Here is an 18,976-nt window from a genome sequence, read left to right as displayed (position 1 = left end):
GGCATGGCCAACTCTGCGCCCTCGGCGCCGGAACGAGGCCGAGGGGAACAGTTAGGGTGCGGGATCCGGCGGCCGCCCGGCGAGCAGGGCCTCGGCGACCCTCCGCCAAGCTTCGGGATTGACCTGCTCGCCAGGGAACTTGCCGACGATCCGACCGTCCGCACTGACAAAGAACGTTTCCGGCACGCCCGTAGTTCCAAAGCGGCGCGCTACGGTGCCGTCGGGATCACGCGCGGACGGGAACGAGAGCCGGTATTCTGAGATGAACGCACGGGCGGGCGAGAGCAGGTCCTGGGTGTCCACGCCGAGGACCACCACACCCCTTGCCCGGTAGTGCCGCCACGTCGCTTCAAGCAGCGGAGCCTCCTCGCGGCACGGCACGCACCACGAGGCCCAGAAGTTCAAGATGACGGGATGGCCACGAAATTCGGCGAGTGAGACCGGCGGCCCGGAGAACGCCGGCATCGAAAGGGCTGGCACCGCCGGCGTCTCGCCTCTGGCCAGCGCCTCGCTGACGGCCACCGAGCGATCGTGCCGTATCATGCCGGCCGCGAGGAGGCTGAGTAGCGCCAGGAGCGGAAGGAGCAGGCCGGCCCATGCGGGCCAGGAACGGCGGGGCGTGGACGTCACCGCTTCATGATATCATGCGGCACAATCGGCGGAACGGCCTGGGACGTCCGTGGCTCGCCTCCTGGCCGCACCCCGAGCGTCTCGACGGCGTAGACGTACGTGCCCGCATTCCAGGCGAACGGCACCTCGGCGGTGTAGAACCGGCGCGAGAGCGGCCGTCCGTCTGGCGTATAGACCTCATTCACGGCGTTCGAGCGCGTGTACCAGGTGCCGATGAGCGCCAGATCCGCAAGGGCGCCGGCGCGGTCTCCCCGGCCGTCTTTGCAGAGCGCCAAGATCGTTCCCTGCCACGGCCAGATGAGCGTCCGATGGTAGTCGGGGATGCCCGCGACGTAGTACAGCGGAAACACCCGCCACCACGGATACACCGGATCGCACGGACGCAATGGGGTGCCGTCCTGGAGCCCGCGCGTCGTGATGAACTCGAGGATGCGCTGCACCTGCTCCGGTGTCGCGACCCGGAAGAACATCGCGAGCACGTTCCCGTCGGATGAGAATCCCCCGCGACCGCGCCCGTGGATCCAATCGACGAAATAGTCCCCGTTCCAAAAGAGCTGGAGACGCTCCCGCACCCGGCCCGCGAGGCCCCGGTACTGCTCGGCGTCGTGGTCCGCGCCGACCGCCCGTTTGATCGCCTCGCACGCCTGCAGGCCGACGCAGTACATGACGTTCAGATCGAAGATCTTGTCCACCTTCAGGATCGAGTCCATCCAGTCCGCGAGGAAATGGCTCTCGATCAGATCGTCGCCGTCCCGGTCCTGGCGCATCAGCCAGCCGATCGCGCGGTCCATCGCGGGTTCGAATCGTCGCGCGAACTCGACGTCACCGGTGCGCGCGATGTACGCGGCCGCCGCGATAATGAACAACGCCGCCGGATCGACCGGGTCGGCGAAGATCCCGCCGGCGCGCCCCACGACCTTCGGGCGGGTCAGCAGCCGCCGATATCCTCCAACGGTCTGCCCGACGAACTCGAGACGCACGGGCACGCAACCGTTCGCGTGCTGGAACCGCAGAAACGTGTCCAGTTCCGACGCGACCTGATCGTAGTCTCCGAGGGCGAGCGCCCCAAACGACGCCCAGAAGCCGTCCCGCGCCCAGTAGGCGTTGAAGTGCAGCCGGCCCGCGACGATCCCATCCGGGTTGTAGCAGGCCCGGAGATCCCGCACCGCAATCCCGTAGGCACGACGGATGGCGCCGACGTGCGCGGCGTCGTCTGTGGTGTTCATGCGCGGGGCTGACGATTCGGTGCCGGCCGCGGGGCCCCTCCAACGAGACGCCGCTCAGCGCCGTCCGCAGGATCCGGCGCGGCGCCCCGACGCGAGCGTCGAGCCGAGCGGGGCATACCGGGGCGGCAGCCGTCTACACGACCGGTGAGAAGTCGGTGGCCGTCAAGAGAGCGGTCTTGATGTGCTCGACGATCCACCCACGTGCGTGCGTTTCGTTCCGGACGCGCTGCCAGTCAGGATCCGCCTGGAACGCGCCCCACTTCTTCTCGCGGTCCTCCCACGAGTCGTACCGCGTGATGTAGATGAGGTCGTCCTGGTCGCCGACGGCCGTCTCCCAGAACCCGGACACGTGGATTCCGTGCTTGCGGAAGAACCCCATCGTGTGGTCGCGGAACCTCGCCAGCACGTCGGCCTTGCGACCCGGCATGCACCGATACACTCGCAGCTCGTAGATCATCCGTCCCTCCCTTCGCGCCTTCACGACGCCCCCGCCACGGGGGCGCGTTCGGATCAGTCGACCAGTGATCGGGGCTGCGCTGAGGCGCGGCACCTGACTCCGCTCGGTGACCGCGCGTCCTGCGCGCGGCCGCTCGACGCGCGCCGGCGACCAGCCGGTCCGGAGTCACACCACCGCGATTGGGCGCACCGGCGACCCCGTCGCGCCGACCAGCTTCAGCGGCGCGCAGATGAAAAGAAACTCCCCTCGCCGGTCGCGGCTGAGCGCCTCCAGGTTCAGGTTCTCGATGATGGGAATGCCGCACCGCGCGATCAGGTGAAGGTGCGCGAACAGGGTGCCGCCGGTCTCCGGGTCACGCTCGTCCGTTTCGTCCCACGTCATGTTGTCGCAACCGGCACACGCCACCTGGTGGGCGGCCGCCCACTCCGACCCGTCCCGGCCGACGCCCGCCGCGGCGAGGTATCGGGCCTCGTCGCCCCACAGCTTGGCGTAGCCGGTGCGCACCAGGAGCACGTCCCCGGGGCCCACGGTGACCCCCGCGTGGCGCGCCGCCGCCTCCAGATCGGCGCCGGTGACGCGATAGTGCGGCGGCAGCGGATCGTGCCCCGTGACCGCGCAGACGTCGAGCAACACGCCCCGCGCCACGATCGGAGGCATCGTCTCGATGCCGTGCGCCGTGAACCCCTTCTGCGTTTCCACGGCAGGCGTGACCTCGATCCCGCCGTACAGTCGCAGGCCGTCGGACTGGTGCGACAACGCATCGATGTGGGTTCCGGAGTGTTCCATCATGACGACCATCCCCGACGCGCCGCTGCGGGGGCCCGCGCGCTCGGGATCGTAGCCGTCGCGATGGCGTCGGTGCAGTTGGTACACGTAGCCGGGGCGGTGGGATGGAGCGATCGGCATCCCCGCGATGCGCGGCTGCTCGAGATCGTACACCGTCCGGCCAAGCGTCGCGGCGAGCCAGGACGTGCGCTCCGTTGGCATGTGCGATCTCCTCGTCTGTCGTGGACGCGGTGTCCGCGCCGCTCCCCACGACGCGGGCCCGCGGGGTGTGCGTTTTAGGCCGTCACGCGCGGCATCCAGCGGGGGCGGGCTGCCTCGAACCGGGTGATGGCGTCCTCCGCTCGGAGGGTGAGCCCGATCGCGTCGAGCCCGTGGAGCAGACAGTGCTTGGTGTGGCTGTCGATCTCAAAGCGGTCCTCGCGCCCGAACCCGTCGGTAACAGCCTGGCGCTCGAGGTCCACGGTCAGCTGATAGCCCTCGCGCGTACTCGCGTGCTCGAGGATCTCTCGGATGCGCTCCTCGGGGAGCACGACCGTCAGCAGGCCGTTCTGGTGGGCGTTCGCGGCAAAGATGTTGGCGAACGACGGCGCCACGATGGCCCGGAAACCGTATTCCATTAGGGCCCACGGCGCGTGCTCCCGCGAAGAGCCGCACCCGAAGTTCGGTCCGGCGACCAACACCGTGCCGTCGCGGTACTCGGGCTTCGCGAACAGCGAATCCGCGCGCGGTGTGCCGTCGGGGTGGAACCGGAGCGTGTAGAACAGCATATCGCCGTATCCGGTACGCTCGATGCGCTTCAAGAACCGCGCCGGGATGATCAGATCCGTGTCCACGTCCGCCCGATCGAGGGGGACGACCACACCGGTGTGCTGCGTAAACGGCTTCATCTCACGCAGCCCCCCAGGTGCGGACGTCGACGAAGTGCCCCGCGATCGCGGCGGCCGCCGCCATGGGCGGACTCACGAGGTGCGTGCGGCCGCCCGGCCCCTGCCGCCCCTCGAAGTTGCGGTTGGAGGTCGACGCACACCGCTCGCCGGGGCCGAGAATATCGGGATTCATGCCGAGGCACATCGAGCACCCGGCCTCCCGCCACTCAAAGCCCGCACTCGTGAAGAGTCGGTCGAGTCCCTCGCGCTCGGCCGCCGCCTTCACCTGCTGGGACCCCGGCACGACCATCGCCCGCACGTTGGGATGCACCTTCCGCCCCGCCACGACCGCGGCGGCGGCGCGCAGGTCCTCGAGACGCGAGTTGGTGCAGGATCCGATGAACGTCCGATCGATCGTGATCTCCTGAATGGGCATGCCGGGCCGCAGGGCCATGTACTTCAGCGCGCGATCGACCGCCTCGCGCGCGCGCGGATCCCGCTGGGCGTCCGGATCGGGCACGCGGCCGGTCACCGGCTCCGACTGCGACGGGTTGGTTCCCCAAGTGACGAACGGTTCGATCGCCCCGGCGTCGATCTCCACCCGCGTGTCGTATGTCGCGCCGGAGTCCGTGGGCAGGGACCGCCAGTACGCGAGGGCTTCGTCCCAGGCCGCGCCCTTCGGGGCGAACGGCCTGCCCGACACATACGCGAACGTCTTCTCATCGGGCGCGATGAGCCCGGCCCGGCCGCCGCCCTCGATCGTCATGTTGCACACGGTCAACCGTCCCTCGATCGACAGCGCCCCGATCGTCGACCCAGTGTACTCGATGATGTGACCGATCCCGCCGCCGACGCCGATCCGCCGGATGATGCCCAAGATCAAGTCCTTGGGCGTGGTGCCGGTCGGCAGGCTCCCCTCCACGCGTACCTCCATCGTCTTCGGACGTCGGAGCGGCAGTGTCTGCGTCGCGAGAACGTGCTCGACCTCGGTCGTCCCGATCCCAAACGCGAGCGCGCCGAGCGCGCCGTGAGTCCCGGTGTGGCTGTCGCCGCAGGCGACGATCAGCCCCGGCTGGCTCAGCCCCAGTTCGGGCCCGATGATGTGCACGATCCCCTGAAGGCGGCTGTGGAGCCCCTCGAGGCGCACGCCGAACTCGCGGCAGTTCTCCTCCAGCGCCGCGACTTGCTTTTGGCTGATCGGATCGGTAATCGGTTCGGACCGCGACGACGTCGGGACGTTGTGGTCGAGCGTGGCAAACGTCAGGTCCGCTCGCCGCACCCGGCGGCCGTGCAGACGCAACCCCTCAAACGCCTGCGGTGTCGTGACCTCGTGCACGAGATGCAGGTCGACATAGAGCAGATCGGGCGTGCCCGGCTCGCGGTGCACCACGTGCGCGTCCCAGATCTTGTCGATGATCGTCCTTGGGTTCACGGTCTCCTCCGCCTCCGTGTTCGCGTCGACTGCGGTGGTTCAACGATACACGCGATTCCTTCGCTTGACAAGGGAACCCGCCGTATGCTACTTTATGGACCCGTCTCAACGAGAGCGACCCGCAGCGCCGGGAAGTCAGATAAGAGTCGACGTCTCCCCGGCACAAGCGCAGGCGATTTCTCAAGGATGGGGTATCGACGGCTGCGACAGCCTAGAGCGGGGTCGACCCCGCGCTCGGCGGCGGCCGTCGACTTTTCCCGGCCGGTGCGACCCGCCGGTGCCTTGTATCGGGGCCGCGCACACCCGGGGGTGTCACGGACCCGAGGCCGGGCGGGCGATGTGAAAGGCGCGATTCCGGGAAGACGCCGGCAACTCCATGATCGCCGCGCGCGCGAGCGTCACGGTCATGCCCACGCCCCGCAGTCCGTCCACCGCACCCCCCGGCACCATCAAGGTCCCTTCGAGAGCCACGGGATCCCCGATCGCGGCGATCACGTACGGATCCTGCGTGGCCCGGCCGGCGATCGTGACGCCGCGGGGCAGCGCCCCCACCCCGTCCGTCGCGAGCATGCGGATACCGTTCACCGAGACGGCCTCGGCACCGGCGGCCCACAGCTCGTTGACCACGCCGGCAACGTCCTGCGCCTGCGGAACCGACAACCGTCGGGCGTCCGCCCCAAGGGTCACCGTGATCCCCGGCCCCCGCACCGGCGTCAGGCCGAGCACCTCGCGGTAGCCCGCGAGCTCATGCTGCATCGCGCCGGTGATGCTGCGGCCCTCGGCCTCGGCGGTTTGGATCTGTTGTTGCTTTGCCTCGAGCGCCACGATCTCGTCCCGCAGCGAGCGTTCTGAGTCCTGTTGCCGTCGCATCAACACCGCGAGGTCCGCGAGCCGGCGGGACGGGAGCTCGCCCCCTGCGCGAAGCACCTGGTTTGCCCGAAGCTGCAGAATCAGCAGGAACCCGGCCAGGAACAACAGGGCGGCGACGCCACCACGTTGCCACACCGTCAGCCGTGCGTCCCGCGTTCGACGCGGGGTCGACAGGGGAGACATTGACGAGAGATTTGACAGACGTCCGTGTAACTCCCGCCGCGGTCTTGCTTGGAGACGCCGCGTCTGGGCAGGACGATTTGGTGAGATATATCGAGATATCCGGCGATATATGCGATATTCTCGATGTAAAATGCGGCATTCGTCGGTCCACGCCATCCAATGCCGCGAACTGTCCTTGATTGCGCCCTCGAGACAATGAAAAATAGAGGTAGTTAGCACTTGACCACGAAGAGTGCTAAACACTACAGAATGAGGAGGCCGTCTGCATGCCTGCCAAGAGTTTGCTGTACGACGAAGAGGCCCGCAAGGCTCTCGAGCGCGGCGTTGAGAAAGTTGCCAGCGCCGTCCGCGTGACGCTCGGTCCACGAGGCCGCAACGTTGTGCTCGAAAAGAAGTGGGGCTCGCCGACCATTACAAAGGACGGCGTCACGGTCGCGAAGGAGATCGAGCTGGAAGACTCCTACGAGAACATGGGGGCCCAGCTCGTCAAGGAAGTTGCTAGCAAGACCAACGACGCCGCGGGCGACGGCACCACCACCGCCACGGTGCTCGCGCACGCGATCGTGAAAGAGGGCCTCAAGAACGTCGCGGCCGGCGCCAACCCCATGATCCTCAAGCGCGGCATCGACCGCGCAGTCGAGGCGCTCACGGCCGAGCTGAAGAAACTGAGCATCCCGCTCGAGGGCAAGGACCACATCGCCCACGTCGCCAGCATCGCCGGCAACGACGAGGAGATCGGGAACATCATCGCCGAGGCGATGGACAAGGTCGGCAAGGACGGCGTCATCACGATCGAGGAGTCCAAGGGCATCGAGACGACCGTCGAAGTGGTCGAGGGCATGCAGTTCGACCGCGGATACATTTCCCCGTACATGGTTACGGATCCCGACAAGATGGAAGCGGTCGTCGAGGACCCATACATCCTGCTGACCGAAAAGAAGATCAGCGCCGTCAAAGACATCGTCCCGGTGATGGAGAAAGTGATGCGCTTCGGCAAGCCGCTCGTCGTGGTGGCCGAGGACGTCGAGGGCGAGGCGCTGGCGACGCTCGTCGTCAACAAGCTTCGCGGCGTGCTGCCGTGTGTCGCCGTCAAGGCCCCGGGCTACGGCGACCGGCGGAAGGCGATGCTCGGTGACATGGCGGTGCTGACCGGAGGACAGGTGCTGAGCGACGACATCGGCGTGAAGCTGGAGAGCCTGGAGCTGGAGATGCTCGGTCGCGCGGCGAAGGTGCGGGTGGCCAAGGAAGAGACCACGATCATCGAGGGCAAGGGCGACCGCAAGGCGATCCAGGGCCGGATCGCCCAGATCAAGAAGGAGATCGAGACGACCACCTCCGACTACGACAAGGAGAAGCTCCAGGAGCGTCTGGCGAAGCTCGCGGGCGGCGTCGCGCAGATCAAGGTCGGGGCCGCGACGGAAACCGAGCTCAAGGAGAAGAAGCACCGATTTGAGGACGCGCTCAGCACGAGCAAGGCGGCGGTTGAGGAAGGCATCGTGCCCGGCGGCGGGACCGCGCTCCTGAACATCGCGAAGGCGCTCGACAAGGTGCAGACGAGCGACGAGGATGAGAAGAGCGGCGTGGCGATCGTCCGACGCGCGATCGAAGAGCCCGCGAAGTGGCTGGCCGCCAACGCCGGCGTCGAGGGCGCCGTGATCGTCGCGCACGTCAAGAGTGAGAAGCCCGGGATCGGCTACAACGTCGCGGAGAACACGTTCACCGACATGGTCAAGGCCGGCATCATCGATGCAACCAAGGTGACACGCTTGGCCCTGCAGAACGCGGCCAGCGTGGCGAGCCTCCTGTTGACGACGGAAGCGCTCGTCGTCGAGAAGCGCGAGAAGAAGAAGGGCGCGGCCGCGGCGGCGCCGGGCGGCTACAACCCCGAAGACATGGACATGTAGCGACGCGGGCGCGCCGGACCGGATCCGCGCGACTCAGGGAACGCATGACACGGGCGGGGGCCAAGCGGCCCTCGCCCGTGTCATGTTTGCGTGCCCGTGAATCAGGCTAGCTCGACGTCCTCTGCGTGCACCATGAGGCCCATGTGCTGATTCGCGCGGCCAGGCACGAGGACCACCAGTGACCCGTACCGGGAGTCGAGCTCGTGGACGTCCACAGGCTCGGGCATCCCGGCGATCTTGACTTTGCTGCCTACCGTCACGGAGCGGCCGGTGCGGTCCTTCACCTCGTTCGTCACTGTCACGGGCACGGCCATCGCGTCCCCCCTCCTTTGCGCCCTGTTCCTCGCCAACGATCACGGCACGTAGAAACGATTCTTCTCGCGCGCCACGCGTCCCTCGCGCATCAGCTTGAGCAAATGTGCCAGTACGGTTGCCTCGGCCCCGGGGTGCAGGCGCGGGTCCAGATCGGGATAGAGCGACGCTGCCACCTCACCTGGCGTCCGCGGTCCTGCGGACACCACGTCGAGGATCTGCTGCTCCCGCAACCGCCGGTGAGCGATGTACTCGGCGACGCGGGGGCCCGGATCCTCGACGAGCGGGCCGTGCCCGGGGGCGATCACGGCGAGATCGAGCTGGCCGACCCGCTCGAGCGAACGCAGATACTCCTCGATCGACCCGGTCGGCGGGGACACCATGACGGTGCCGCGTCCCAGCACGAGATCGCCCGAGAACAGGGTCCGCTGGGCCTCCCAGACAAACGCGATGTGGTCGGGAGCGTGCCCCGGCGTATGCACGACCCTGAGGCGGATCTCTTCCTCCGCGACGAGCTCGCCCTCGTCCAACGGCCGGTCACCGGCGCGCCACCGCGCCACCGGCGCTCGGGTCGCCTCTGCCAACCGGCGGGCGGCACCCAGGTGATCGCTGTGCGCGTGGGTGACCAGGATGAGCGCAACGCGCCCGCCGCTTTCCCCGGCACGCTCGACAATCTGCGCAACATGACGGCTGTCGTCCGGCCCCGGATCGATGACCACGACCCGCCGGCGACCCAGCAGGTACGTGTTCGTCCCGTCCAGGGTGTACGGTGAGGCATTCGGCGCGACGATCGTCCGGAGGAGCCCGGACGACGGCGGAGGCTGAACCGACATAAGCCGTTAGCGGTCTTCTTCCTCCTCGCGGTCCAGTCCCTCGATGCGCGCGCGCCACCGCTCGTCGAGCAGGCGCTCGGCTCGCTCCATGGTTTCCGCGGAGACCACAAGCCGCGCCTCGCCGACAGGGTCGTCGCAGCCAGCCGTCCACCGGCCGGTCGACGCGTCAAACCGCACGTCGACGCCGGTCATCACCACCCGACTCTCGTCTCGCATGGGAGGCCTCCCCAACGCACCCGACGGGGTCGTCGCGAACAGAAGCCGCGACCCCGGGGCCAACGCGTTTCAAGTCCGCCGGCGTCCACCCCCGTCTATCTTCAAGGTCTCGCAGGCATTCCCTGTCGCGCGCCCGTCCGGATCGCGCGCCGGTCGTCCATGACGATGCGGGTGTTACACTGTTCACGCGATCGGGGCGACGGCGATGTCGGCCGAGCGTTCGCCCAGGGCACCCTGTGCAAGATTGGGCGCGACGGGTACGCGGAGGTCGTGACAGGGACGCGCCGGCAGCGGCCGGCCGCGGTGCGCGGACCGCGTGGCACGACGCTCAGGGAGGAGAACACGCTGCCGCGTATCAAGGTGATGTGCTCGTCCGCCTGGCGGGTGGGCCGATTGGCGCCACCCCCTCCAACTGGAACGGGTAGGAATTCGCGGCGTCCGAGACACACGGAGCGGCGACGCCGGTGAGTGCGCGAGCGGCCTCTTAAACGAACAGCGAAACCATCCCCAGCCGCGCGATGGCGTCGCGCATCGTCGCGGCGTCCGGCGCCGACGTGAATCGACTCGCCGCGTCGAGCACCTTCGGCAACAGGGTGATGTCGCCGACGGTGTTGAGGAAGATCCCCGGACGCGAGAGCACCCAGTGCACGGCTACATCGATGTCGCGCTGCTCGTGAAGCGGTTGGTACCAGGTGGCGTGCGTGCGCTCCCGCCCCCACCACGGGCGCAGCGCAATCGCCTTGATGGTTTGCACCGCGACGTTCCGTTCGCGGCACACGGCGACGACACGTTCGAACATCGCGGCGTAGTGACCATCCTGCATCGTGATGTAGTTGTACGGCAGCAGCACCGAGTCGAAGTCGAACCGCTCGAGGCTGCGCAGGTGCATGGCCGCGATTTGCGTGCCGTGCCCGGTGACCCCGATGAACCGCACCAATCCCTGCGCTCTCGCCTCCACACAGGCGTCGAGGGCGCCGCCGGGGCTGAGCGCAGTATCCCACTCGATCGGGTCGGAGAGACTGTGGAGTTGGATGAGATCGATCCGCTCCACGCCCAGACGCTCCAGCGACAGATGGATCTGGCGCTTCGCGGCGTCGTACGTGCGGCCGCCCGTCTTCGTGGCGAGGAAGAAGCGGTCGCGGTGGGTCTTCAGCCAGGGCGCCAGCCGCAGTTCGGCATCGCCGTAGCTTGCCGCGACGTCGACGTGGTTGACGCCGTACCGGAGCAGGACGTCGAGGGTGCGATCGGCGTCGTCTTGTGTGACCCGCGCCAGTGCCGCCGCGCCGAAGATCGTCCGCGTGCTCGCGTGCCCGGTCCGCCCGAACGTGGATGTGGCGATCATGGTCCGCCTCCCTGCGCCGCCGAATCCGGCCGCGGATTCCACCATCCTCTTCCCATTACACGCTTCGCGACGCCCTACTTCCGCATCGCCCCGCGCAATGCCGCCTCGGCGATGACGACGTCTCGCGACGTCGCGAACGCCCCGTCTGCGAGATCGGCCGCGCGCCGCACCCTCGCCGGCGGGAACTAGATCGACGTGTGTGCATCGCGGCGGTGGAGCGACGCCGGCACGAGCAGCGTCGCCGACGCGCGCTGTGCGGCGGCGAGGACGCGCTTGAGCGGTACACCGTGCTGCTGCGCGAGCGTGCGGCACGCCTCGAACTCCGGCGCCACGTTCAGTACGCCGTCGTCGTCGCTCGCCACCTTCACCGGGACTGGGCCGTACTCGGTCTCCACGTCCACGGTGCGCCGGCGGAGCGCAAGACGCGTGACGTCGTGGGTACGCACCCCGAGCGTCGTCGTCTCCGCAAACAGAATCCCGCAGATCGCGCGCGCCTGCTCGGGCGCGGTGAGAACGCGCAACACCTGGCCAGGTCGGCCCTTCTTCATCACCGCCGGCAGGATCGCGACGTCCAACGCCCCGGCCTCGAACAGCCGGGCCGTGACGTGTGGGTAGACCTGCGGGTTCATGTCGTCGATGGACGTTTCCAATACGACCAACCGCTCTGCGCCGAGTGGGGCGGCGACTTGCGTCACCGCGGGCAGATCATTCTCGCGGGGCGCGTCGAGCGCCTCGCCGACGAACAGCCGGAGCACGTTCGCCCGCGCGGGGTCTGCCCGGCCGGCCCCAGTCCCGATCCGCTCCACACGCATCGGCGGCAGCACGCCCCACTCGGCCACGACGGCCCGCAGCAGCGCGGCACCGGTCGGCGTCAGCAACTCGCCCTCGACCTCGCCCGCGTACACAGGCATCCCTTCCAGAAACACCTGCGTCGCCGGCGCCGGTACCGGCACGACGCCGTGTTGGATCGGCACCCAGCCTCGCCCGACGTTCACGGGGGACGCGACGACGCGCCCTATGTTCAGCGCGGTCACGCCAGCCAGTACGCCCACCACGTCGACCAGCGTATCCAGGCCGCCGAGCTCGTGCAGATGCACCTGCTCGAGTGGCACGCCGTGCACCTGGGATTCGACCTCGGCAAGACGCCGCAGCACCGCGCCTGCGCGCGCACGCACCGACACTTCGACCCGGCTTCCGGCGAGCAGTTCCTGGAGGCGCGGGTACGCGCGAGCGTGGGGCGGGTCGTCCTCCGCGACCTCCACGCGCATCGCCGGCACCCCCCGGCGCTCGGTGCGGCTGACAGTCACTCGCACCGGCACGCCCAGGGCCGAGACTACCTCCTGCAACGCCGCTTCTGGCCACCCCGCACCGAGGAGCGCACCGAGCAGCATGTCGCCGCTCGCCCCGCTGGCGCAATCAAGGTATCCGATGCGCATGCGTCTCCTCGCGCGCCACCGGCGAGGCGGCCGCGTTGATCTGCGCGGCGAGATAGCCCGCGCCGAACCCATTGTCGATGTTGACGACCGCGACGCCCGGTGCGCACGCGTTTAGCATCGTCAGCAGTGGCGCGAGGCCGCCGAAATGCGCGCCGTACCCCACGCTCGTCGGCACCCCGATCACCGGCGCGCGCGTGAGCCCGGCCACCACGGCCGGCAGCGCCCCGTCCATGCCGGCGACCACCACCAACGCCCGCGCGCGGTCCAGGAGCTCGCGCTGGGGCCCCAACCGGTGCAAACCGCTGACGCCGACGTCGAAGACGCGGGTCACGTCGGCGCCCATGGCCGCGGCGGTCCAGGCGGCTTCCTCCGCCACGGGCAGATCCCCCGTCCCGCCGGTGAGCACGCCGACGCAGCCGACGCCCACGGTCGGCAGTTGACCGAGGATCATCAGCCGCGCCTCGGGCACGTACCGGGCATCGGGACACGCCCCCGACACTCCCGCCGCGACCTCGGGGGTCGCCCGCGTCAGCAACACCGGCTCCCCTGCTTGCCGCAGCGCCGACGCGAGATCCACGATCTGCGCCAGCGATTTCCCAGGGCAGTACACCGCCTCCGGCGCCCCGCGCCGCAGCGGCCGGTGGGTATCGGCCTTCGCAAACCCCAAATCCGCGTACGGCAGCCAGCGCAGCTCCGCCACCGCGTCGGCCACGGCCACCCGTCCCAACCGCACCTGCTCCAAGAGCCGCGCCAGCGCGTCGCCGTTCACGCGCGTCGCCCGTCGGACCCCGCCGCGCCCCCACCCGCGAGCGCCAGCCCTGCCGAAAACCGCCCGGAGCGCAATCCGTCCGGAGCGATCCGTACCGTGCTGAACCCGATCTCGCGCAGCGCGTCCGCGACGCGATCGAACACCACCGTGAGCCGTCCGATCTCGGGCTCCGGCACCTCGACGCTCGCCGCCACCCCATGGTGGCGCACGCGGACGTCGCGGAATCCCAAGTCCCGCACGACGCGCTCCGCTGCCTCGATCTGGCGGAGGGCCGCCACCGTGACCGGCGATCCATACGGGAGCCGCGACGCCAGGCACGGTGCCGCCGGCTTGTCCCACACCTCGAGCCCCGCGCGCCGCGCGAGCGTGCGGATGTCGGCCTTGCCGAGCCCCGCCTCGAGCAGGGGTGCGCGCACCGCAAACTCCGACGCCGCCCGCATGCCGGGACGGTAGTCGCCGCGGTCGTCGGCGTTGGCACCGTAGACGACCGCCGCGAAATCCAACTCGCGAGCGAGCCGCGTGAGAACCGTGAACAGCGCATGCTTGCAGAAGTAGCACCGCTGCCCGTCGTTCCGCAGATACCGTGCGTCTTCGAACTCGCTGGTGTGCACCCGCAGGTGCCGCACCCCCAGCCGGGCGGCTACCCGCTCCGCGCCAGCCAGCTCATCCGCGGCCAACGACGCGGATACCGCGGTCGCCGCCACGCACCGGTCCCGAAGCACGTCGTGGGTAACGGCCAGCAGGTACGCGCTGTCGACGCCGCCGGAAAACGCCACCACCGCGCTCCCGATCCCGTGGAGCAATGCCGAAAGACGTTCCTGTTTGGCGGCGAGCTCCTCCTGCTCACCCACCGACGGCGCCGCCGTGCCCGTGACCGATGCCCCGGGCGTCAAGGGGACCGCGCCGTCCGTCGTCGTCGAGTCCGGCGACGAGGGGTGACCGCGCCGTTCACCTGGCATCGGATGCGCCCCCCATGCCCGATCGGTCGGCGACGAGCGGTGACCGCAGCGCTCCGTTCTCCGAGAACCCCAACGTGAAGGGTTGGCCGGCGGCCGCGGCGTGCGAGAGCAAGTGCGGGATGAGTGCCTCCGAAACGGCGACCTCGCGCAGCGCGAGCGTGTTTCGGATATACACCAGGCGGGGGCCCGCGGCGTCGGCCGCAGGCGCGGTCAGCACGGCGGCGTCCAGCACGTCCCGGTCGGTCGCCAGCAGCATGGGCAGGCGCACGCTGTCGATGACCGTCGACGTCAGCGCGTTCATGTAGGTTGCGTGAAGATCCATCTTTTCGAGCACCCGCTGCGCGATGAAGTCGGCGAGGCCCACGCCGTTCGCGTTACCCTGGGTCTCGAGAGTCAAGTCCAGCACGGCGATCTTCCGAATCGTGGGGCCGCCCGACGCGAACGGTGTCGGGTACCGGCCCGTGATGTTTGGGTCCATCCCGTCGCCGCTGATGTTCTTGCCGATCTCCTGCACGACGAGCACGTCGGCCTCGGTCACCGGGAGTTTCGCCATGAGACCGCGCGCACGATCCAGCAATTGAGGTTCCCGGTCGAGGAACGCCTCCGGGACCACGACGTCCAGTTCCACCGGCGCGTCGTACGCGTCCTCGATCACCGCCACGCCGAACAACAGCGGCGCGCGCTGCGCGACAACCCCCCACGCCTCGATAAGGCGTTCGGCAAACGCACCGAAGCCGGGCGCGTGCAGGGATTGCGCGCCCCGCTGCTTTCCGATGCCGATCACGGCCATCTTGATGAGGCCACTCTCGATGACGCCGCGGAATGCCGTATGCGGTTTGACGCGGCCGATCACGACTGCCGCGCCGGCCCGTTGCGCCTCCCGATCCCAGTACACGTGCGAGCCGTCGCCCAGCCGGCCGAGATCCACGACGTCCATCGACGAGATCACGGGGGCACCCACCGTCGCCTCGGTCACACCAAGACCGACGAGCACCTCCCGCTGGCCTTCTGCCGTCGCCCCACCGTGGCTTCCCATCGCGGGGACAACAAACGGCTCGGCCCCGTGCCGACGCAGCGCGTCCACGACCGCCTTCGTGATCGCCGGCAGCTCCGCGACGCCTCGACTACCGACCGCGACCGCAACCGGCCCGCGCGGGATGCGCCGTGCGATCCCCGGCGCGTCGACCCGCCGGTGAATCTCCGCCTCGACGTCGCACCGGCCCGGCGTCGGGAACGCTTGACGGACGCGAACCATCCGAGGCAGGGAGACTGTCCCGGGCGCCCGGATCCCTTGCACCACGACTGCGTTAGACTGATGCCTTTGCGCCTCTGTCATGGGGACGCCTCGAAGGACCGCGAGTGCACGTGACGACCGAGTTGCCGGACGTCGCCGCGGCGCGCCGTGCGCGCGCCAGCGGGGTTCAGGGTTCGACGCAGCGGCCTGCATTCCTTGGCCGGGGCCCGCGCAGCCCGATGACGTGTGAGACTCGTGAAGCCCCGACCGCGCACCCGACGCGCGCCGTCCAACCGTTAACACCCCATCGGAACGAACCTGTGTGGTATCGTAAGTCACGTCACATCGACGCGGCGGGTTCCGAGGGGCGCACCGAGACCCTCGGGCAGGCGTCGAAGACCGTTGGTTGATGCGTGTTTGGGCGCGAGCATGATGGCGTGGAGACCGGTACGTCATGGGTGAGAGAGCAACCCAGCCGTTTCAGCGCATGTGTGACGCGGCGTTGACGGTGGAGTTCCCAGGATCGCGCGTTGCCTGCGAGGGTGGCCCGATCCCGGTCGCTTGCCACGCCCGGCGCACGCGGCGCACCAAAACCGTCGCGACGATCCCACAAGCGCGTGCGGTACTCGAGCGCGCAGCCACAGAGTGACAAGCGAGATTGCGTATGCCCTCGCCGCGCTGATCTGTTATGGCCTCGGCGACGTCATCTACACACGCGCCGCGAGCGCCGGCCTCGCGGCCGACCATTTCCTCACCGGGCAGGCCTGGTTTTTCTGCCCGGCGATCGTTGTCTATGCGTGGATTACCGGCACGCTCGAATTCACCCCGCCTGCCATATGGGGCGGCGTCGCGGGTCTGGTCATTCTCATCGGCTTCTACAACTACGCTCGCAGCCTGCGGACCGGTGCGGTCAGCGTCATCGCGCCGGTGTTCCGGCTCAATTTCATCGTGACGGCGGCGCTAGCGATCGGCGTGCTCCATGAACCGCTGACACGCGACAGGTTTGCCGGCTTCCTCCTCGCCCTTGCGGCCGGCTGGCTGCTGCTGGGCGGTCCGTTGCAGCGCGAGAGCATCGATCCGGCGGCGGTGCGTCGTTCACTCAGTCAGGTGCTCGTCGCTACGGTTGCGACCGGCGCGGCGAATTTCTGTTATAAGCTCGGCCTTGTCGGCGGCGCGACGCCGGAAACCATCCTCGCTGCTCAGGCGGTTGTGTTCTCTGGTCTCGTGACCGCGATGACCTATGCGACGAATCGCACGCTCCGGCCACCGCGTGGATTCGCCATCCATTCGGGCCCGGCCGCCGTCGTGCTCATCGCGGCCTTCCTGTTCCTGCTGCACGGTCTGAAACACGGCGACGCAAGCGTTGTCGTTCCGATCGCCCGGATGGGCTTCGTGGTCGCCGCGGTGTTCGGCGTCGTGTTCTTCGTCGTGTTCTTCAATGAAGCGTGGACCGCACGCAAGGTCGCCGGCCTGTGCGCCGCGACCACCGCACTCATGCTGTTGGCATTCGCGTAGCGCAGGCGCGGCCGACCTGCGACGCTCGTCGAGATCGGAACACCACTTCGGCGAGTATGTGAATTCCGCATTCCACGCGATGCGGTCAGTCGGGTGAACTATGGGGTGGCCGACGGGACTTGAACCCGCAACCCCCAGAGCCACAGTCTGGTGCTCTGCCCTTGAGCTACGGCCACCGCTCGCATAGAACACTTTACCCCGCCGGGAGCGGTCGGCGCAATACCTGGAGCCGCTCCAGACGGCCCCGCGCGCGGCCACGCGGCCTCTATCGCACCTCCTCCACGCGCACCACGACGACGGCCGGACCGGTCGAGGCCATCGCGGCCTCGATCGCGGGAGCGAGCTCGTCGGGCCGCATGACGAGCGTGGCCCGCGCGCCATAGCCGCGGGCCACCGCGCAGTGATCGAGGTGCGAGATGATCGTCCCCGGGTAGGCCCCGAGTTGGGCGGGCGCGCCCACGAACCCTTCGATCGCGCGCTTCACGGCGAGGTACCCTCCGTTGTCGAGCACAACGGTCACGACGGACACCCCTTCCCGGGCTGCGGTCCACAGCGCTTGGGCGCTGAAGTGAAACGCTCCATCCCCGACGAGCGCGACCACGGCGCGCTCGGGCTGCGCGAGTCGCATGCCGATCGACACCGGCACGCCCCACCCCAGCGCGCCGCCGCCCGTATGGTGCCACGCCGCTTCGGAGGGCAGCGGGAGATGCGACAACGCGACGTTCGTCGAGCGCACCGCCTCATCCACGACCACCGTGCCCTTCGGCAGCACGCGGCCGATCTCGGTCATCACGCGGGGCACGGAGATCGGAACGGCGTCCCATCGCGCGTCTCGTTCCTGCGCGAGACGTGCGCGCCTGGCGTGGCGAAGCGACGCGACGCGCGCCTCACGCGCCGTCCGCGCCGCTGGGTCGAGACCGCCGAGCGACGCCGCGGCCGCGGCGAGGTCGCGCAGCGTCGGGCCCGCGTCCGCCGCCATGCCCACGCTCGGCCGGACGCTCCACCCGACCTGCCGGGGATCCGGGTGCACGTGGATCAGCGTCGCCCCCGCCGGGAGCTGCGGAGCCCGCGGCCCCGAGAACGGGAAGAACACGCGGCCTCCGATCGCCGCGAGCACGTCGCATCCGTCCAGCACCGCCGGCTCGCCGCCGTAAACGCCGAGATAGTGGGGATGCCCGGTCGGGAACGGCAGCACAGCGAGTTCCGTCGGATCGGAAACGAGGACGGGCACCGCGAGCGCCTCCGCGAGCGCGACGGCGTCCGGGCCCGCCGGCGCCACGTCGTTCCCCAGGAGGAGCACGGGCGCCCGCGCCTGGAGCAACCGGATTGCGGCGAGGCGCACGGCGGCGGCGTCCGGCCGCCGCGCCAGCGATGCATCCGCGTGCCCGTCCGCCTCCGGATGGGACGGAGCTGGCGTTCCCGTGGTGACCGGCTCGCCGAGCATGTCCTCGGGGATCGCGAGAAACACCGGTCCCCGCGGCGGCACCGAGGCGACGTGCAGCGCGCGACGAAGATCGCTCGCCACCGCGGACGCGCTCAGGCTCTGCCACGTCCACTTCGTAAACGAGGCCAGCAGTCCGGGCAGGTCCGGCAGCGCGCAGAAGCCGTCCTGCGCCAGGACGTCGCGGTCTTTGTGCCCCGCGGTGACGACGACCGGCGATTGGTCCCGCCACGCGTTGTACGTGTGCCCCATCCCGTTCATGACGCCGACGGACGTGTGGAGGCTCACAACCGCCGGCCGGCCGGTCGCGCGCGCGTACCCGTCCGCCATGCCGACCGCGGCGCTCTCGTGGAGCGCCATCACGTAGCGGAGCTGGCCGTCGCGCGCGAGCGCGTCCAACAGACTCGCCTCGGTGGACCCCGGAAGGCCGAACAGGTGGCGGACACCTGCGTCCCGCAGGGTCGCGACAAACGCATCGGCCGCAGTACGGGGACGAGGCTGGTTCATCGCCCACCCCATGGCATCACCGATTCCGCGATTCCGATCGCGCGCCACGGCGCCCGTT

At 69.2% G+C, this 18,976-nt stretch carries 18 protein-coding genes and 1 tRNA gene; 2 read left to right on the top strand and 17 right to left on the bottom strand.

Annotated features, from left to right (window positions below; all coding sequences use genetic code 11):
• Positions 1-51: 51 nt before the first annotated feature.
• From VKZ50_20635 to VKZ50_20605, 7 genes are all read right to left on the bottom strand, one after another.
• A complete protein-coding gene (locus tag VKZ50_20635) occupies positions 52-630 on the bottom strand; it encodes a TlpA disulfide reductase family protein (protein HLJ62135.1) in 579 nt (192 codons plus the stop codon).
• Complete coding sequence (locus VKZ50_20630; protein ID HLJ62134.1) at positions 627-1,856, bottom strand: GH116 family glycosyl hydrolase; 1,230 nt, start codon at positions 1,854-1,856, stop codon at positions 627-629. The genes VKZ50_20635 and VKZ50_20630 overlap by 4 nt, the downstream gene beginning before the upstream one ends.
• A 133-nt stretch (positions 1,857-1,989) precedes the next feature.
• Positions 1,990-2,313 (bottom strand): NIPSNAP family protein, encoded by a 324-nt coding sequence (locus VKZ50_20625; protein ID HLJ62133.1) that lies wholly within the window; start codon positions 2,311-2,313, stop codon positions 1,990-1,992.
• Between the two features lie 165 nt (positions 2,314-2,478).
• On the bottom strand, positions 2,479-3,300 hold the full coding sequence (locus VKZ50_20620; GenBank protein ID HLJ62132.1) for a cyclase family protein: 822 nt from the start codon (positions 3,298-3,300) through the stop codon (positions 2,479-2,481).
• Positions 3,301-3,374: 74 nt separating this feature from the next.
• Positions 3,375-3,986, bottom strand: coding sequence for a 3-isopropylmalate dehydratase small subunit (leuD, locus tag VKZ50_20615; protein HLJ62131.1), 612 nt, complete (start codon positions 3,984-3,986; stop codon positions 3,375-3,377).
• A 1-nt stretch (position 3,987) separates the two neighbouring features.
• Positions 3,988-5,397, bottom strand: a complete 1,410-nt coding sequence (gene leuC / locus VKZ50_20610; GenBank protein HLJ62130.1) for a 3-isopropylmalate dehydratase large subunit — start codon at positions 5,395-5,397, stop codon at positions 3,988-3,990.
• A gap of 312 nt (positions 5,398-5,709) precedes the next feature.
• A complete protein-coding gene (locus tag VKZ50_20605) occupies positions 5,710-6,402 on the bottom strand; it encodes a DUF881 domain-containing protein (protein HLJ62129.1) in 693 nt (230 codons plus the stop codon).
• A gap of 314 nt (positions 6,403-6,716) precedes the next feature.
• Between VKZ50_20605 and groL the strand changes: the two genes are divergently transcribed.
• Entirely contained in the window at positions 6,717-8,354 is a 1,638-nt protein-coding gene (groL, locus tag VKZ50_20600) for a chaperonin GroEL (GenBank protein ID HLJ62128.1), read from the top strand.
• Between the two features lie 101 nt (positions 8,355-8,455).
• Here groL and VKZ50_20595 read toward each other — a convergent pair whose 3' ends face one another.
• The 8 genes from VKZ50_20595 to VKZ50_20560 all read right to left on the bottom strand — a co-directional run bounded on the left by VKZ50_20595 (position 8,456) and on the right by VKZ50_20560 (position 15,557).
• Positions 8,456-8,668, bottom strand: coding sequence for a hypothetical protein (locus tag VKZ50_20595; GenBank protein HLJ62127.1), 213 nt, complete (start codon positions 8,666-8,668; stop codon positions 8,456-8,458).
• Between the two features lie 39 nt (positions 8,669-8,707).
• Positions 8,708-9,499, bottom strand: coding sequence for an MBL fold metallo-hydrolase (locus VKZ50_20590; GenBank protein HLJ62126.1), 792 nt, complete (start codon positions 9,497-9,499; stop codon positions 8,708-8,710).
• Between the two features lie 6 nt (positions 9,500-9,505).
• Entirely contained in the window at positions 9,506-9,715 is a 210-nt protein-coding gene (locus VKZ50_20585) for a hypothetical protein (protein ID HLJ62125.1), read from the bottom strand.
• Between the two features lie 484 nt (positions 9,716-10,199).
• Entirely contained in the window at positions 10,200-11,057 is an 858-nt protein-coding gene (locus tag VKZ50_20580; GenBank protein ID HLJ62124.1) for an aldo/keto reductase, read from the bottom strand.
• 185 nt (positions 11,058-11,242) lie between these two features.
• Positions 11,243-12,493, bottom strand: a complete 1,251-nt coding sequence (larC, locus tag VKZ50_20575; protein HLJ62123.1) for a nickel pincer cofactor biosynthesis protein LarC — start codon at positions 12,491-12,493, stop codon at positions 11,243-11,245.
• A complete protein-coding gene (gene larB, locus VKZ50_20570) occupies positions 12,474-13,262 on the bottom strand; it encodes a nickel pincer cofactor biosynthesis protein LarB (protein HLJ62122.1) in 789 nt (262 codons plus the stop codon). The genes larC and larB overlap by 20 nt, the downstream gene beginning before the upstream one ends.
• Positions 13,259-14,221: an ATP-dependent sacrificial sulfur transferase LarE gene (gene larE, locus VKZ50_20565; protein HLJ62121.1), complete on the bottom strand. Its 963-nt coding sequence runs from the start codon at positions 14,219-14,221 to the stop codon at positions 13,259-13,261. The genes larB and larE overlap by 4 nt, the downstream gene beginning before the upstream one ends.
• Complete coding sequence (locus VKZ50_20560) at positions 14,211-15,557, bottom strand: hypothetical protein (protein HLJ62120.1); 1,347 nt, start codon at positions 15,555-15,557, stop codon at positions 14,211-14,213. The genes larE and VKZ50_20560 overlap by 11 nt, the downstream gene beginning before the upstream one ends.
• Positions 15,558-16,100: 543 nt before the next feature.
• Here VKZ50_20560 and VKZ50_20555 point away from each other — a divergent pair.
• On the top strand, positions 16,101-16,970 hold the full coding sequence (locus tag VKZ50_20555; protein ID HLJ62119.1) for an EamA family transporter: 870 nt from the start codon (positions 16,101-16,103) through the stop codon (positions 16,968-16,970).
• 101 nt (positions 16,971-17,071) lie between these two features.
• Here the strand turns inward: VKZ50_20555 and VKZ50_20550 are convergent.
• Positions 17,072-17,146 (bottom strand) — tRNA-His (locus VKZ50_20550).
• Positions 17,147-17,235: 89 nt separating this feature from the next.
• Positions 17,236-18,918 (bottom strand): thiamine pyrophosphate-binding protein, encoded by a 1,683-nt coding sequence (locus VKZ50_20545; protein HLJ62118.1) that lies wholly within the window; start codon positions 18,916-18,918, stop codon positions 17,236-17,238.
• Positions 18,919-18,976: the final 58 nt, after the last annotated feature.

This window comes from bacterium, from assembly GCA_035295165.1.
In the GTDB taxonomy this organism is placed as follows: domain Bacteria; phylum Sysuimicrobiota; class Sysuimicrobiia; order Sysuimicrobiales; family Segetimicrobiaceae; genus JAJPIA01.
The sequence above is the reverse complement of the archived record's forward strand: the minus strand, read 5'-3'. Positions and strand labels throughout refer to the sequence as shown.